The sequence below is a fragment of the Streptomyces sp. NPDC026062 genome, from assembly GCF_055568375.1.
Genome location: NZ_JBVHOQ010000001.1, coordinates 100063 through 115725, shown reverse-complemented (window position 1 = coordinate 115725; position 15663 = coordinate 100063). Strand labels below are relative to the sequence as shown.

Annotated in this window: 13 protein-coding genes; 10 read left to right on the top strand and 3 right to left on the bottom strand. The window is 70.2% G+C overall.

All coding sequences use genetic code 11. From position 1 onward, the window contains the following. From ACZ4LX_RS00530 to ACZ4LX_RS00495, 8 genes are all read left to right on the top strand, one after another. On the top strand, positions 1 to 1119 hold the full coding sequence (locus ACZ4LX_RS00530) for an MCE family protein (protein ID WP_467636091.1): 1119 nt from the start codon (positions 1 to 3) through the stop codon (positions 1117 to 1119). Further along, the gene (locus tag ACZ4LX_RS00525) at positions 1116 to 2393 is read left to right on the top strand and encodes an MCE family protein (protein ID WP_467636088.1); all 1278 of its coding nucleotides are present in this window, start codon (positions 1116 to 1118) and stop codon (positions 2391 to 2393) included. Before ACZ4LX_RS00530 ends, ACZ4LX_RS00525 begins: the two co-directional genes overlap by 4 nt. Further along, positions 2393 to 3649, top strand: a complete 1257-nt coding sequence (locus ACZ4LX_RS00520; RefSeq protein WP_467636085.1) for an MCE family protein — start codon at positions 2393 to 2395, stop codon at positions 3647 to 3649. The genes ACZ4LX_RS00525 and ACZ4LX_RS00520 overlap by 1 nt, the downstream gene beginning before the upstream one ends. Further along, on the top strand, positions 3646 to 4167 hold the full coding sequence (locus ACZ4LX_RS00515) for a hypothetical protein (RefSeq protein ID WP_467636082.1): 522 nt from the start codon (positions 3646 to 3648) through the stop codon (positions 4165 to 4167). Before ACZ4LX_RS00520 ends, ACZ4LX_RS00515 begins: the two co-directional genes overlap by 4 nt. 119 nt (positions 4168 to 4286) lie before the next feature. Further along, positions 4287 to 4928 (top strand): hypothetical protein, encoded by a 642-nt coding sequence (locus ACZ4LX_RS00510; protein WP_467636845.1) that lies wholly within the window; start codon positions 4287 to 4289, stop codon positions 4926 to 4928. Between the two features lie 90 nt (positions 4929 to 5018). Then, positions 5019 to 5549: a hypothetical protein gene (locus ACZ4LX_RS00505; protein WP_467636079.1), complete on the top strand. Its 531-nt coding sequence runs from the start codon at positions 5019 to 5021 to the stop codon at positions 5547 to 5549. Between the two features lie 46 nt (positions 5550 to 5595). Further along, positions 5596 to 6321, top strand: coding sequence for a hypothetical protein (locus ACZ4LX_RS00500; protein ID WP_467636076.1), 726 nt, complete (start codon positions 5596 to 5598; stop codon positions 6319 to 6321). 23 nt (positions 6322 to 6344) lie between these two features. Further along, positions 6345 to 7613: a lytic transglycosylase domain-containing protein gene (locus ACZ4LX_RS00495; RefSeq protein WP_467636073.1), complete on the top strand. Its 1269-nt coding sequence runs from the start codon at positions 6345 to 6347 to the stop codon at positions 7611 to 7613. Positions 7614 to 7628: 15 nt separating this feature from the next. Here ACZ4LX_RS00495 and ACZ4LX_RS00490 read toward each other — a convergent pair whose 3' ends face one another. Then, positions 7629 to 8693, bottom strand: coding sequence for an ATP-dependent DNA ligase (locus ACZ4LX_RS00490; protein ID WP_467636070.1), 1065 nt, complete (start codon positions 8691 to 8693; stop codon positions 7629 to 7631). 97 nt (positions 8694 to 8790) lie between these two features. Here ACZ4LX_RS00490 and ligD point away from each other — a divergent pair, with 97 nt between their 5' ends. Both ligD and ACZ4LX_RS00480 read left to right on the top strand, forming a co-directional pair. Further along, positions 8791 to 9801 (top strand): non-homologous end-joining DNA ligase, encoded by a 1011-nt coding sequence (gene ligD, locus ACZ4LX_RS00485; protein ID WP_467636842.1) that lies wholly within the window; start codon positions 8791 to 8793, stop codon positions 9799 to 9801. After that, positions 9798 to 10877, top strand: a complete 1080-nt coding sequence (locus tag ACZ4LX_RS00480) for an ABC transporter permease (RefSeq protein WP_467636067.1) — start codon at positions 9798 to 9800, stop codon at positions 10875 to 10877. The genes ligD and ACZ4LX_RS00480 overlap by 4 nt, the downstream gene beginning before the upstream one ends. 15 nt (positions 10878 to 10892) lie before the next feature. On the opposite strand, the gene ACZ4LX_RS00475 is transcribed toward ACZ4LX_RS00480, so the two are convergent. Further along, positions 10893 to 13130, bottom strand: a complete 2238-nt coding sequence (locus tag ACZ4LX_RS00475; protein ID WP_467636064.1) for an OmpL47-type beta-barrel domain-containing protein — start codon at positions 13128 to 13130, stop codon at positions 10893 to 10895. After that, positions 13127 to 15619 carry a ThuA domain-containing protein gene (locus ACZ4LX_RS00470; protein WP_467636061.1) on the bottom strand — a complete coding sequence of 831 codons (2493 nt, stop codon included), beginning with the start codon at positions 15617 to 15619 and terminating at the stop codon, positions 13127 to 13129. The genes ACZ4LX_RS00475 and ACZ4LX_RS00470 overlap by 4 nt, the downstream gene beginning before the upstream one ends. Between the last annotated feature and the right edge of the window lie 44 nt (positions 15620 to 15663).

The window sequence follows — 15663 nt, the reverse complement described above, 5'->3', positions numbered from 1 at the left end:
ATGAGACTCACCCGCATCATCGGCATCGGGGCCGGCCTCGTCGTCGTGGCCGTCGCGGCCACCTCCGGTGTGATGGCCATGGAGGAAGAGGGCACGACGACCGTCACCGCCTACTTCGACCGGGCGACCGGCATCTATGCCGGATCCGACCTGCGCATCCTCGGAGTGCGGGTCGGAACCGTCGAGTCGGTCGAGCCGCGCGGCAAGGACGTCAAGGTCGTCCTGCGTGTCGACAAGGACATCCAGGTGCCGAAGGACGTCCACGCGGTCGTCGTCGCCCCCAGCCTCGTCGCCGACCGGTATGTGCAGCTCGCCCCCGCCTACACCGGGGGAGCGGTTCTCGCCGACGGCGCCGAACTGCCCGCCGCGAAGAACGCGACACCCGTCGAGGTGGACCAGCTCTACGCGTCCATCACCGAACTCTCCACCGCCCTCGGCCCCGAGGGGGCGAACGCGCAGGGAGCCTTCGCCGGGCTCCTGGACACCGGCGCGAAGAACCTCAAGGGGAACGGCAAGGACATCGGCGACTCCATCGAGCAGTTCGGGAAGGCGACGAAGACGCTCGACAAGAGCAGCGGGAACCTCTTCGACACGCTGGCCTACCTCCAGACGTTCACCACCATGCTGAAGGACAACGACAGCAACGTGCGCACGGCCGAGAAGCAGCTGAACTCCGTCACCGGCTTCCTGGCGGACGACAAGAAGAACCTCGGAGCCGCGCTCAAGGAACTGGGCACCGCCCTCGGACAGGTCAAGACGTTCATCAAGGACAACCGGGGCGCCCTCAAGGAGAACGTGGACGCCCTGGTGCCGATCACCCAGACCCTCGTCGACCAGCGCGCCTCCCTGGCCGAATCGCTCGACACCCTGCCGCTGTCGGCGGGCAACGTTCTGAACGCGTACGACCCGGCCAACCGCACGCTCAACGGCCGGACCAACCTCAACGAGCTCAGCATGGGCGGTCCCCTCCTGGAGTCCTCCCTGGCTCTCGAAGGGCTCTCCCCGGTGGACGCGGAGCAGCAACAGGCCCTGCCCGTACTGCCGCTGCCGGCCGTGGGCACCGTCTACGGCACGACCAAGGGCAGCGGCGCCGACAAGAAGAAGGGGGCGAACCAATGAGCCGGACCCCGCGCGGACCCGGAGCCCTCGCGGCGACGAGCACCACCGCACTGATCGCACTCGGCCTCTGCTGCACCCTCTTCGCCACGGGCTGCGGGGCCCCGCACTTCTCGGGGATCGAGGACGTGCCGCTGCCCGGCGGCGCCGACCTCGGCGATCATCCGTACGAGATCACGGCGGACTTCGGGGACGTACTCAGCCTCGCTCCGCAGTCCTCGGTGAAGGTGAACGACGTCGCCGTCGGCCGGGTCACCAAGATCTCCCTCGCGCCGGACACCTGGCAGGCCAGGGTCACCATGAAGGTCAACGGGAAGATCAAGCTGCCCGCCAACTCCTATGCGCACCTCGAACAGTCGAGCCTGCTGGGCGAGAAGTACATCCAGCTCTCGCCCCCCGCGAACGGCACGGCCAAGGGCACCCTTGCCTCGGGCGACCGGATCCCGCTCACCCGGACCAACCGGAACCCGGAGGTCGAGGAGGTGTTCGGCGCCCTGTCGATGCTCCTCAACGGCGGCGGCATCAACCAGCTGAAGACGATCACCACCGAACTCAACAAGGCACTGGCCGGACAGGAACCCCAGGTCCGGTCCATGCTCAAGCGCGTCGACACACTCGTCACCAACCTCGACGACCACCGCGGTGACATCACCGCGGCGCTCGACGGCGTCAACCGGCTCTCCACCACACTCGCCACCCGCAAGCAGGACGTCGGGAAGGTTCTCACCGGACTCAGCCCCGGGATGAAGGTCCTGGAGAAGCAGCGCGGCTCGCTCCTGACGATGCTGCGCTCGCTGGACACCCTCTCCGCGGTCGCCGTCACCACCATCAACAAGAGCAAGGCGGACACGATCGCCGACCTGAAGGCCATCGCCCCCACCCTCCGGGCACTGGCCGACTCCGGCAACGATCTGCCCGACTCCCTCCAGGTGCTGCTCACCTACCCGTTCACGGACGAGGTGCTGCGCGGGGTGAAGGGCGACTACCTCAACGTGTACCTGGACATGACGGCCGCACCCGGCACACAGATCATTCCCGCGTTCGACCCGAAGCCGGCCGGTGCGGGCACCCCGGCGGGCGCGAGAGCGGTCGCCGGCGCGGGGCTGCCGCTGCCGCTTCCCGCGACCTCGGCTCCCACGACGAGCCCGGCCACGGGCAGGGCGACGGCTTCCGGGAAGCCGTCGGAGAAGGCCTCGGCCACGTCTTCGTCGACTTCCTCGGCCCCGTCCACGTCATCGTCCACGTCCACGTCCTCGGCCACAGAGGGGAGCAACTGATGATCACCCTCGCCATCCGGCTGAAGAACATCGCGTTCCTGATCATCGCAGTGCTGGCGCTCGGCTATCTGGGCGTGCGGTATGCCGATCTCGGTCACTACGTCGGCATGCGCGACTACTACACCGTGAAGATGCAACTCCCGCGTACAGGTGGCCTGTTCACCCACTCCAATGTCACCTACCGAGGCGTTTCCGTGGGCAGGGTCGGTCCCATCGAACTCACCGACGACGGCGTGGAGGCGGAACTGCGCATCAAGAAGTCCGCGCCCTCCATCCCCGACGACCTGAAGGCCGTCGTTGCCAGCCTCTCCGCCGTCGGTGAGCAGTACGTCGACCTGCGGCCGACCCGCACCGACGGCCCCTACCTCGAGAACGGCTCAGTCATCGACCAGGCCGAGACCACCGTCCCGGCGCCGGTGACGAACGTGCTGACCAGTGTCAACGACCTCGCCTCGTCGGTGGATCTGGAGTCGCTGCGCACGGTCGTCGACGAGTTCGGCACCGCGTTCTCCGGACGCGGCGACGACCTCCAGGTCCTCCTGGACACCGGCAGCGAGTTCGTCGACGCGGCCGACGAGGCACTGCCCGTCAACACCAGGCTGATGGCCGACGGCGTGACCGTGCTGCGCACCCAGGCCGAACAGGGCGAGGCACTCAAGGGCTTCGCCTCGGGTGCCAAGGAACTGGCCGCCCAGCTCAAGGGCTCGGACACCGATCTTCGCCGGCTGATCGCAGCGGCTCCCGATGCGACCGGGCAGATCAGCGGGCTGCTGCGCGACCTCGACCCGAGCTTCGGAGTCGTCGTCGCCAACCTCCTCACCACCTCGGACGTCGCCGTCACCCGCCAGCGCGGACTGGAGGAACTCCTGGTGAAGCTCCCGGCCGTAGCGGCGGCCGGTGCCAGCGCGGTCGACGAGGACGGTGCCCGCTTCGGGATGTCGGTCACCTTCTTCGAGCCGCTGCCCTGCACCACCGGCTACGGCGCCACGAAGTACCGCAACGGGCTCGATCTCGCACCCGCGCCCGCCCTCAACACCAAGGCCCGCTGCACCTCGTCGCCCGGTACCGGTATCAACGTCCGCGGCAGTGCGAACGCCCCGAAGGGCGGGCCCCTGGCCGCACCGGCGAAGCCCGGCACGCTGCTCTTCGGCGATGACGAGAAGGACCGGCTGCCCGGAGCGCTCGGCGCCGAGGCGGACAACGCGCCCGCGGCCGACGGCATGGCCGGACTGCTGGGCCTGGGAGGTGGCGCATGACCTCGCGTGCCCGCTCACTCAGCGGCTGGGCCGTCCTGCTCGTCGCCGCACTGGTCTGCGTACTCGGCGGCTGGTCGTACGCCCAGGCCCGCGGCGACGACGAGCTGGCGTACGCCAAGAGCCGGGACCGGGCGCTGGCGGACGGCAGGGTGTACCTGGCCCGGCTGAACAGCCTCGACGGCAAGGACGGTGCGAGCATCGACGCCGGACTCGCCGCCTGGCTCGACGCGTCCACCGGTCCCCTGCACGACCAGCTGAAACGCACACGCAAGAGGGACGCCGCCGATCTCAGGAAGTCCGGCTCCACGGCGCGCGGGAAGGTCACCGACGCGGCTCTCACCGAAGTGGACGACCGGACCGGCATCGCGCTGATGATCGCCACCGTCGACATCGAGGTCACCCCGCGCACCGGAAAGGCCGGCACCGAGCGCAAGCGTTTCGAGGCCACCCTCGTCCGGACCGGGGACGGCTGGAAGATCAAGGCGCTCACGGCGCTCGGCATAGGGAGCGGCACATGAAGCTGCGGAGCGGGACGACGGACGTCGTGTCCGACGAGACAGAGGTGACGGAACGCGCCGAGGAGCCCGGCGCGTCCCTCGCCCCCGCGTCTGCGAGCGACGACCACACCGCCGCCCGCATGCCGGCGGATGAGTCGGCCGGGAACGAGGACGCCGGGAACGAGGACGCCGGGAACGACGAAGCGGGGAACGAGGACGCCGGGAACCATGACGCCGGGAAGGACGGTGGCCCGGGAGAGGGCGACGCCGGGGACGGTCCCGCCCGGCGATGGCCCCGTGTGGTGGCCGGCGTGCTCGCCGTCGTCCTGATCGCGGCAGGGGGCGCGTTCTACGTCGTCGGCCGGCAGCTCCGCGATACCCCCGCCACCTCCAACCGGGCACTGACGGACAGCACGACCACCACCCAGGTCGCCGGAGACGTCACCAACGCGCTCGGCAAGGTCTTCTCCTACGGCCCCGACGACATCGCCGCAACCAAGGCGTCCGCCCAGCAGCTCCTGGCGGGCAAGGCGCTCCAGCAGTACGCGGCGCTGTTCGGCCAGGTCGAGAAGCAGTCCGCCGACCAGAAGCTCACGCTCACCACCCATGTCGTCCGGGCCGGGGTGACCCGGCTGACCCCCGACAGCGCCCATCTGCTGGTCTTCCTCGACCAGGTCTACGAGCGCAAGGGCAGGGCCGCGAGCACGGCGGCGGCTCAGCTGTCCGTCACGGCCCAGCTCCGGGACGGACGCTGGATGATCGTCGACATCAAGTCCAGATAGCGCGGAGGCGGAGCGGCGCGGCACGTCCGCACTCGGCGCGGCACAGCACGGATCAGCACAGCACAGACCGGCCGGCAGGGAGAGGCAGCGATGGCACGGGTACGGATGACGAGGAATCCGCTGGTGGCGGCGGCGATCGTCCTGACGGTCGCGGCGGCGGGTGCCGCGGGCTGGGGCGGGGTGTCCTGGTACCAGGCGGAGCACGACGGCTCGGCGGCGTACGCCCAGGCCCGCGACGACGCGCTGGCCGCCGGCGAACAGGCCGTGCAGAACATGAACACGCTCGACCACGAACAGCTCGCCAAGGGGCTCGACAGCTGGGAGGACTCCACCACCGGGGATCTGCACCAGCAACTCGTCGACGGGCGGGAGGGGTTCGTGAAGCAGATCCAGGAGGCGAAGACCGTCAGTACGGCCAAGGTGCTGTCGGGCGCGGTCACCGAGCTCGACGACCGGGCCGGCAAGGCCGGCGTGATGGTGGCCCTGCGGGTGACCGTGACCGCGCCCAAGGGCAAGCCCGCGGTGAAGGAGAGCCGGATGCTGGGGCAGCTCACCCGCACTTCCGAGGGGTGGAAGCTCAGCGCCCTCGGCCAGGCGCCCGTCGGCAACACCGCCGGCTGAGCGGCCGCCACCGACTCCCCACCCCGCACCGAGAGGACCCCCGGACATGTCGACGACCCGTCACCTCGTCAACCGGCAGCGCCGCCTGGCCACCGTCGCCGCCGAACGCACCGCAGCGCCCGCGCCCGCGGGCAGACCCATGGATCCCGACGCCGTCCCGGAGGGCACCGGGACGGACGAAGCCGCCGTCGACGAGGCCGAAGCGCAGGAGAAGCCGGAGCCGGAGCCGGAGCGGTCACGGCCCGGCCGGCCACCTCGCCTCCGGATCACGCTGCCGGCCGTGCTGTGCGCCGCGACCGTTCTCCTCGGCGCCTTCGCCGCCGTGGCGTTCACCTCGGCCGCTACCCTGAACGACGACCCGGGCCGCCGGAACACCGCGCTCACCGACATCGCCCGCACCAGTGAGGTGAAGGGGCAGATCACCGAGGCCGTCGGCGCGGTGTTCTCGTACAACTACGCCTCGCCCGCCAAGGCCGACGCGGCGGTGACGAAGTACCTGACGGGCAAGGCGGTCCAGCAGCACCAGGACATGCTCGCCGAGGTACGGGCGCAGGCGCCCAAGCAGAAGCTCGTTCTCACCACGACCGTCACCGAGAGCGGGGTGGAGGTGCTCGACGGCGACCGGGCCCGGCTGATCATCTTCGCCGACCAGAGCAACACCCGTACGGGCAAGGCAGAGGAGACCACGTACGCGGCGGCCATGTTCGCCGTGGACGCCGTGCGCCGCGGCGGCACCTGGCGGATATCCGCCATCGACACGTTCACCCGGTGAGCCGGGGGGAGAGGAGAGCACGCATGAGGTTCAACGGCACCATGCGCCGCGGCATGGGCGGCACCGCGGCCGCCGTCGCCGCGATGGCAGCGCTCACCGCGTCCCAGGCACCGGGACTCGTCACGCACGAAGAGACGCGGAAGCAGAGGACGGAGGCGGAGGAGGTCAAGTGGTCGCAGGTACCCAACGACGACTCGTACCACACCGAACTCCCGCCCCTGAAGAGCCCCGAGCCGCCGAAGCCCGGCGTGAAGCGGAACAAGGCCGCCGTCCAGTCGTGGACCGAGGCGGGGATCCCGTCCACGGTGCTCGCCGCCTACCGCAGGGCGGAGAGCGCGCTGGGACGCAGCGACCCCGGCTGCCGGCTGCCGTGGCAGTTGCTGGCCGCGATCGGCAAGGTCGAGTCCGGACACGCGGGAGGCGGTCGGGTGGACGCCCACGGCACGACGCTCTCCCCGATCCTGGGGCCGGTGCTCAACGGCGTCGGCTTCGCGAACATCCCGGACACGGACGGTGGCGGGTACGACGGGGACAAGACCTATGACCGGGCGGTCGGCCCGATGCAGTTCATCCCCTCCACCTGGGCACACTGGGCGAGGGACGGCAACGGCGACGGCCGCAGCGACCCCAGCAACGTCTACGACGCGTCCCTGGCCGCCGGGGCCTATCTCTGCGCCGGCACACGCGATCTGACCGTGCGCGCCGACCTCGACCGGGCCATCCTGAGCTACAACCACTCGGACACCTATCTGCGTACCGTGCTGTCCTGGCTGGCGTTCTACCGCAACGGCATCCATGTGGTGCCCGACGGCAAGGGCCCGGTGCCCAAGAGCCCCGGTGCCGGCAGTCCGAACGAGCCCGAGCACCCCGTGGGCGGGCCGGGCACGGACGGCAAGGGCGGCGACGGCGGTGGCGGCGGCATCGTGGTGGGCCCGCAGCCCAGCCACTCCACCGGTCCGACGGCACCGGGAACCGGGAGTCCTGGCGCGAGCCCCTCGCCGGGCGACACGGAAACCCCCGGCCCCGGCGGCTCGACGGACCCGGGCACCACCCCGGGAACCACCCCCGACCCCACCGACACCGGCCCCGGCAGCCCGGACCCGACGGAGACCCCCGACCCCGGCACCACCCCCGACCCGACCACCACACCCGATCCGGGTGAGTCCGGCTGCCCGACGGAAACCACGTCGCCGGACCCGGAGGACACCACGGGCGCCACGGAGACGGCTTCGCCCGACCCGGCGGACACCGATGATCCCTGTGCCACCGAAGCGCCGCCGGCCTCCGTCTGATCCCGGCGGATACGTTCAGCCGCCTGCCGAAAGCACCTCGGCCAGGTCGTACCGCACCACCTCTTCCAGCTGCGCGTAGGTGCAGCCGGAAGGGGTGCGGTCCGGCCGCCATCTGCGGAACTGGGTGGTGTGCCGGAACCGGTCGCCCTCCATATGGTCGTACGCCACCTCACAGACCCGTTCCGGACGCACCGCCACCCAGGACATGTCCTTCTTCCCCGACCAGCGGCTCGGGGCGCCGGGCATCCGGGAACCCTCGTGCGCCCCGGCGTCCGCCCAGGAACCCCAGGGATGCCCGGCGACATCGGTGACCAGGGGTTCGAGCTCGGTGACCAGCTCGGCGCGGCGCTTCATGGGGAACGCGGCGCAGACCCCCACATGCTGCAGCGCGCCCCGCTCGTCGTACAGGCCGAGCAGCAGTGAACCGACGACCGGGCCGCTCTTGTGGAAGCGGTAGCCCGCCACCACACAGTCGGCGGTGCGCTCGTGCTTGATCTTGTACATGGCGCGGGTGTCCGGCCGGTAGGGCAGATCGAGCGGTTTGGCCACGATCCCGTCCAGCCCCGCCCCCTCGTACTGTTCGAACCACTCCTGGGCCACGGCCGGATCGGTGGTCGAGGGAGCGAGATGGACCGGCGCCGAGGCATCGGCCAGCGCGGCCTCCAGCACCGTCCGCCGGTCCGACTGCGGGGTGTCCATGAGCGAGTCGTCGCCCAGTGCCAGAAGGTCGAAGGCGACCAGGCTCGCCGGGGTCTGCCCGGCCAGCAGCCGTACCCGGGATTCGGCGGGGTGGATGCGCTCGCTGAGCCGGTCGAAGTCCAGCCGTCCGTCGTGCGCGATCACGATCTCGCCGTCGACGACGCAACGCGGCGGCAAGTGCTCCCGGACGGCGGTGACCAGCTCGGGGAAGTACCGGGTGAGGGGCTTGCCGGTGCGGCTGCCGATCACCACCTCGTCACCGTCCCGGTGCACGATCGCCCGGAAGCCGTCCCACTTCGCCTCGTAGCTCATCCCGGGCGGGATCCGTTTCACGGACTTCGCGAGCATGGGCTTCACGGGCGGCATCACCGGCAGATCCATGCCCCGATTGTGGACCGTAAGGCGACCGGAGTCCTCCGATATGCGCCATATGTGCGCCACGCCTACCGTGTCCGACATGGCAGCAGCGGGCAAAGCGGTGGAGCTGGACGCGGGCGGACGGCCCGTGCGGCTGTCCAATCCGGACAAGGTCTACTTCCCGGAGAAGGGCTACACCAAGAGGGACGTGGCCGAGTACTTCCTGGCCGTCGGCCCCGGAATCCTGCGAGCCCTGCGCAACCGGCCCACCACCCTGCAGCGGTTCGTCGACGGCGTGGACGGCGAGTTCTTCTACCAGAAGCGGGCTCCCAAGAACCTCCCCGACTGGATCCCCACCGCGGAGATCGGCTTCCCGAGCGGCCGGTCGGCCCGTGAGATCTGCCCCACCGAGGTGGCCGCCGTCCTCTGGGCCGCCAACCTGGGCACGCTCACCTTCCACCCCTGGCCGGTCCGCGGCGGTGACACCGACCACCCGGACGAGCTGCGCATCGACCTCGATCCGCAGCCCGGCACCGACTACGCCGATGCGGTCCGGGCGGCCCTGGAGCTGCGTTCCGTCCTGGACGAGCACGGGCTGCGGGGCTGGCCCAAGACCTCCGGCGGACGCGGCATCCATGTCTTCGTCCCCATCGAGGCGCGCTGGACGTTCACCGAGGTCCGGCGGGCCGCCATCGCGGTGGGGCGCGAGCTGGAGAGCCGGATGCCCGACCGGGTGACCACCGCCTGGTGGAAGGAGGAACGGGGCGAGCGCATCTTCGTCGACTACAACCAGACCGCCCGCGACCGGACGATCGCCTCCGCCTACTCCGTACGCCCCCGTCCGCACGCCCCGGTGTCGGCCCCGCTGCGCTGGGAGGAGATCGAGGACGCCGAACCGCGCGACTTCGACATCCGGACCATGCCGGTGCGTTACGCGGAACTCGGCGATGTGCACGCGGACATGGACCAGGAGGCCTTCCGGCTCGACGCGCTGCTGGAGCTCGCCGACCGCCACGAGAGCGACGGAGGCCCCGGCGACCTGCCCTATCCGCCGGAGTACCCGAAGATGCCGGGTGAACCGAAGAGGGTGCAGCCGAGCCGCGCCCGGCACGACGAGGACAGCGACGCATGAGCACACCCGGACCGCAGCCCGAGGCGCAGCATGGGGCGCACGGCCGGCCGCTGAGCCGGCGCGAGAAGTGGGCGGCGTTCAAGGAGTCGCCCTACTTCCCGGCGACGGTCCTGCTGTTCATCCTCGCGGCCGCCGCCGGGCTCTTCGCCGGCTCGTACACGTACGCGATGGCCAACCCGACCCCCCACGCGATCCCGACCGCCGTGGTCAGCCGGCCGGACACCGCCCGCGGCAAGGAGTTCGTCGCCGCGATGGACAAGGCCCTGGACGCCTCCCTCGTCATCCATGTCTACCGGACGCCGGCCCAGGCGCGCGAGGCGCTGGAGGAGCAGGAGGTCTTCACGATCGTGCGCCCCGGCGAGCGCGGGGTGCGGCTCGACGTGGCCAGTGCCTCCGGCGCCGCCGTCGCCCGACTTCTCGCGGAATCGGCTGTGAAAGTAGGTGACACGCTCGGTATCCCGGTCGCCGTCGTGGACGTCAAACCGCTACAGAAGGGCGACCCGCGCGGGCTGGCGCTCTTCTACATCTCGCTCGCGGCCGTGATCGTGGGCTTCGTCGGCTCCATCCAGCTGAGCGTGCACGCCAAGGCCCTGCTCCCGCTGGAACGGATCGCGTTCACCCTCGCGTACTCGCTGCTCGGCGCCTTCGCCATCGCGGCGGTGGTGGACTGGCTGCTCGGCGCCGTCGACCTGCCCTTCGCCGAGTCCTGGCTGATCCTGGCGTTCACGATGTTCACCTCGGGCATGGTCTTCACCATGTTCAACACCATGATGGGGCGCTGGGCCATGCTTCCCACCTGGGGTGTGATGGTGCTCCTGGGCAACCCGTCCTCCGGCGGGGCGGTGTCCTGGCCGCTGCTTCCCTCCGTGCTCGGGCACATCGGACGCTGGCTGCCGCCGGGCGCCTCCGTCAACGCCCAGCACACCGCCGTCTACTACCAGGGCCACCAGAAGCTTTTTCCCTATCTGGTGCTCGCGGCCTGGTGCCTGGTCTCCATCACGGTCTTCTGGGTCTGGCGCCACCGGCACCCGGGAGGCCGCGACCACATGCCCGAGCATGCGGCCGCGGCCTCCTGACACCGGACGGTGCCGTTACAGCTCCTGGATCCGGATGTCCCGGTAGGAGATCACGTCCGAGGTGCTGTGGACCTGGAGCCCGATGTAGCCGGAGGCGTACCGCCGGCCGTCGGTGCCCGGGTCGTCACCCCGAGGCGGCTCGAAGGCCTGACCGCCGGTGTTGTCGAACTCGTTGAGCAGGACGCCGTTGCGGTAGACCGAGTAGTGCTGGTCCACCACCCGGATCTCGTAGTCGTTCCAGGTGCCCTTGGGGGTCACCCCGGCCCCCGCGAGACCCACCCGGTCGAACCCGTACACCGAACCGGTCTTGTACATGTCGCCGTCCGGCCGGTCGTTGACCTGGATCTCATGGCCGTACTTGATGGCGACCCACTCCGGACGCGACTCCTCCGGGTTGTCGTGGACGTTCGGGAACCGTACGAACACCCCGCCGTTGGCGTTGCCGGTGCCCGGGGCGTCGTCCCGCCACTGGAGCTTCAGCGAGAAGTCGCCGTACTGGCGTTCCGGGAACCACAGCATGCCCATGCCGTCCACCGTGGTGGAGCTGGTGATCGAGCCGTCCGCCTCGTCGAGCGCGAACTGCCCGCCGCCCACCTGCTGCCACTTGGCGAGCGAGGCGGCCGTGCCGTCGAAGAGCTTGCGGTAGCCCTCGTCCTGGCCGGGCCTGCCGATGCCGGACTGCTTGGCCGCCCGGTAGATCTTCTTGTGCTCGCGGGCGTCGATCACCCCGGCGGTGAGGAGCTTGTCGAGGACCTTGTCCACGTGCTTGAGGAACAGCGCGTGCGACGACCAGTCCTTCTCGTCCTCGATCAGCTCGTTGATCGTGCAGCGGTTGCCGGTGATGCGGTTGGGGACGCCGGTGTCGACGGTGCCCACGATGACAGTGAGGCGTTCGTCGAACTCCGGGCAGTTCGGCGCCGGAACCCCGCCGCTCTGTGCGACGGTGAACGACACCTGCCCGGCCTCGGACGTGTTGCCCGCCTTGTCCGTGGCCCGGTGGGCGACCGTGTGGTAGCCGATCCGGTCGACGATGACGGTGGCGGTGTACGCGAGGTACGGGCCGCCGTCCAGGGAGTACTCGACCTTGTCCACCCCGCTGCCGTCGTCGGTCGCGGTGACCGTGACCTTGGCACTGGTGAGGTAGGCGCCGTCCGCGTTCCTGTCGCCCTCGACCTCGGCGGAGGTCTCGGGCGGCGTCGTGTCCTGCGTGGGCGGCTCGACGACGGTGAATTCCACCGCCTTCTCCGCGGCCGCGTTCCCCGCCTTGTCGGTGGCGCGGTAGCGGACCTGCTGCGTCCCCACCTGGTGCACCATCACCGGTCCGGTGTACGGCTGCCAGGCACCGTCCGCACCGAGCGCGTACTCGATGGTGTTGACGCCCGACCCGGTGTCGGACGCGGTCACGGTGACCGTCGCCATGCCCAGGTACCGTCCCTGGTCGTCCTTCTCCCCGGACACGGTCCCCGAGGTCTCGGGCGCCGTCGTGTCGTCCGTCGGCGGAGCGGCGACCGCGAACTCGGCCGTCTTCTCCGCGGCCGCGTTGCCCGCCTTGTCGGTCGCGCGGTACCGCACGGTGTGCGTGCCGACCTCGTTCACGACGACCGGCACGGTGTACGGCTGCCACGCACCGTCCGCACCGAGCGCGAACTCGACGCTGTCCACGCCCGAACCTTCGTCGGTCGCGGCCACGGTGACCGTCGCCTGACCGATGTACGCGCCGTCGGCGTTCTTGTCGCCGTCGACCTTCGCCGAGGTCTCGGGAGCGGTGGTGTCCTCACCGCCGCTCCCGTCGGTGACGGTCAGGATGCCCTGCATCGCCTCGTGCCCCGGCATGGTGCAGTGGTAGAAGTACCGGCCGGGGCTGAGCGTGACCTCCGCCGTCTGCCTGCCGCCCCGGTCGTCGCCCGGGTTGGCCAGCAGGTTCAGCGGGACATCGTTGTTGAACTCCGGGTCCGAGACACTGAAGGTCAGTGTGTGCGGCATGCCCGTGGTGTTCCCGGTTTCCTCGCTGTTCTCGAACACGATGGTCGCCTTGCCGGCCACCGCGGTCTTCGGCGCGGAGAGGTAGTGGTCGATGGGGTTGCCCGCCGTCCAGGTCAGCACCTGGTCGGCCGCCGCTTCCGCCGGGGCCGCGGTCCGGCCGTACGCGGCCGTCGACGTCAGTCCCAGCACCATCAGGAAGGACCCGAGCAGCGCGAGCCACAGCCGCGCGGGCCTCGGACGCCTTCGGGAGAAGATCGAACGGTGTCTCACCGCACTGCCGCCTTTCTGGCCAGATCCTCGACGGCCGGGGTCGCCGCGCCGCCCTTGTACGTCACGCGCCACAGCGCGGACTTGGAGTCGGAGGTGAAGAAACCGCGCCCGTAGTCCAGGACGTACAGCGAACCGTCCGGCGCGAACTTCCAGTCCATCAGGTTGCGGATGCCGTTCGCGCCGACCGGGATGATCTCCTTGAGCGACTCGGCGTGCGTGGGCAGTCCGCCCCTGCCGACCGTCTTCGGATCGGTGAGCACGGCGTGGCGCGGCTGGGTGTCGTCGTAGAAGTCACCGACGAACCACTTGCCGTCCCAGTACGACGGCCACTTGCCGGCGCTGGTGCTCGCCGCGTCGTACCGGTAGACCGGGCCGTTCATCGTGGCCTGGCCGCCGCCCTTGAGCCAGGGCAGGAGCTGCTTCTGGTCCTCCACCTTGTAGCTCGGGATGCCGTTCGCGTCGCGCGGGTAGTCCACGCCACCGCCCTGCGGCGAGTACCAGATCGTGTTGGAGGTGACCGCCGGCAGGTTCACCAGGCCGTCGTTGTTCGGGGACTCGTTCCTGGGGTGGTCGCAGTCGTACCAGCCGAGCGGCTTGCCCGGATCGGGCAGATTGCGGTCCCGGTAGGGCTGCTTGTTGCCCATGCAGTACGGCCAGCCATGGTTGCCCGCCTTGGTGATCGCGGCGAACGTGTCGTACTTGGCCGGGCCCCAGGTGGTGCTCGGTGCGCCGGCGTCGGGGCCGACCCAGCCCGCGTACAGCGTGTCGGTCGACTTGTCGACGGAGATGCGTGCCGGGTTGCGCACCCCCATCACATAGATCTCGCCGCGGGTCTTGCCGCCGCCCTCGTCCGTCTCCTTGCCGGTGAAGAGATTGCCCTCGGGCAGGGTGTAGGTGCCGTCGTCCTCGGGGTGGATCCGCAGGATCTTCCCGTTGAGGTTGTTCGTGTTGCCCGCGGTGCGGCGGGCGTCGGCGAACGAGACGCCCTTGTAGTTCGGCTGCGGGTTGTTGCCGGAGTAACCGTCGCTGAACCCGGACGAGTTGTTGTCCCCGGCCGCGATGTACAGGTTGCCCTTGGAGTCCCAGGCCATGCCGCCGCCCGCGTGGCAGCAGCTGTGGATCTGGACGGGCCAGTGCAGCAGCACCTTCTCGGAGGAGAGGTCCAGCTTGTTCGTCGCCGGGTCGAGGGTGAACCGGGAGACCTGACGGACCGCCATCTGCTTGTCGCGGTCGATCTTGTCGTGGGGTGTGTAGTGCAGATACACCCAGCCGTTCTTCTCGAAGTCCGGGTCGAGTTCGATGCCGAGCAGCCCCTCCTCGACCTTGATCAGCTCGTCGCCGCCGCCCTTGTTGCCGAAGACGGTCAGCTCACCCGCGAGGGTGACCTTCTTCGTCTCCGGGTCGTAGACGTGGATCTGGCCCAGGCCCTTGCCGACGTCCGGGTCGGCCCAGTCGGTGACGACCGGCACACTGCTGTCGGCGCCGCCGCGGCCGATGTACAGGACGCGCCCGTCGGGGGCGGTCACCAGGCCGTGCGGCTCGCCGATCTGGTCGTTCTGCCCGGGCTGGTTGGGCTGGGTCACCCGCTCCGCCGTGTAGTTGGAGGTGATTGTCGCCTTGCAGTCGGCCTGCGAGATCCGGGTCGTCCAGTCGAGCGCGCCGCGCAGATGGTCCCGGAAGTCGGCCTCGGCGAAGCTGTCGACCGTACCGCCCATCGCGGTGTAGAAGGACCGGCCGCCGTCGTAGTCACGGCACCAGGAGACCGGATGGTCCCAGCCGTTGGCGCTCGCCCCCGGCTTGTACGTGATCTCCCGGACCCGTGCCACGGTGTGGACGTCGCCGGACGGATTGTCCTTCCAGTTCAGCCACTTGTCCGGGCGCTTCCACTCCAGCGGAAGATTCCTGGTCGCCGGGTGCTGCCGGTCCCCGATCTCCACCGTCGCACGCTGTACGGAGGTGGGGCTGCCGGCCGCCGGCCGCGCGCCGACCAGACCGGTGAACCAGTCCGAGTACGGCTCGGTGCGCGCCGCGTCATGGATCCCGAGGAAGCCGCCGCCGGCCTCCATGTACGCCTCCAGACCGGCCTCCTGCTCCGGATCCAGGACATCGCCGCCACCCGTCAGGAAGACAACGGCGTTGTACGTGCCGAGCCGCTTGCCACGGGTGAAGACGGCCGGATCGTCGGTCGCCACGGTCGTGAACCGGCCCGCCTCCGGCCCGGTGAGCCCGATCCTCTCGATCGCCGCGATTCCGGCGTCGACGGTCGGGGACTCCTCGGTGGCGGAGGCATGGAAGACGAGCACCTTGACGTCGGCGCCACCCGGCGGCGACGGAAGGGACAACGTTGTCGCCCCGGACGCCGGTGTTCCGGGGTCCTGCCTGGCACTGGCGGCATTGCCGCCGAGCAGGGATGCGGTCAACGCGCCGGCCGCTAAGGCCGCCGCAAGCCCGCGTCGCGATCTGGACCTGTGATGTGGTGTGCGCTGCATGTGGTCACCCACCCCTCTCTGGTCACTTCAACAGCTTGGGCACT

What these genes read in the sequence shown, in the direction of transcription:
- ACZ4LX_RS00520 (WP_467636085.1), top strand. Translation starts at nt 2,393, where the DNA reads ATGATCACCCTCGCCATCCGGCTGAAGAACATCGCGTTCCTGATCATC.
- ACZ4LX_RS00490 (WP_467636070.1), bottom strand. Translation starts at nt 8,693, where the DNA reads ATGGATCTGCCGGTGATGCCGCCCGTGAAGCCCATGCTCGCGAAGTCC.
- ACZ4LX_RS00470 (WP_467636061.1), bottom strand. Translation starts at nt 15,619, where the DNA reads ATGCAGCGCACACCACATCACAGGTCCAGATCGCGACGCGGGCTTGCG.
- ACZ4LX_RS00500 (WP_467636076.1), top strand. Translation starts at nt 5,596, where the DNA reads ATGTCGACGACCCGTCACCTCGTCAACCGGCAGCGCCGCCTGGCCACC.
- ACZ4LX_RS00515 (WP_467636082.1), top strand. Translation starts at nt 3,646, where the DNA reads ATGACCTCGCGTGCCCGCTCACTCAGCGGCTGGGCCGTCCTGCTCGTC.
- ACZ4LX_RS00480 (WP_467636067.1), top strand. Translation starts at nt 9,798, where the DNA reads ATGAGCACACCCGGACCGCAGCCCGAGGCGCAGCATGGGGCGCACGGC.
- ACZ4LX_RS00510 (WP_467636845.1), top strand. Translation starts at nt 4,287, where the DNA reads ATGCCGGCGGATGAGTCGGCCGGGAACGAGGACGCCGGGAACGAGGAC.
- ACZ4LX_RS00530 (WP_467636091.1), top strand. Translation starts at nt 1, where the DNA reads ATGAGACTCACCCGCATCATCGGCATCGGGGCCGGCCTCGTCGTCGTG.
- ACZ4LX_RS00505 (WP_467636079.1), top strand. Translation starts at nt 5,019, where the DNA reads ATGGCACGGGTACGGATGACGAGGAATCCGCTGGTGGCGGCGGCGATC.
- ACZ4LX_RS00495 (WP_467636073.1), top strand. Translation starts at nt 6,345, where the DNA reads ATGAGGTTCAACGGCACCATGCGCCGCGGCATGGGCGGCACCGCGGCC.
- ACZ4LX_RS00525 (WP_467636088.1), top strand. Translation starts at nt 1,116, where the DNA reads ATGAGCCGGACCCCGCGCGGACCCGGAGCCCTCGCGGCGACGAGCACC.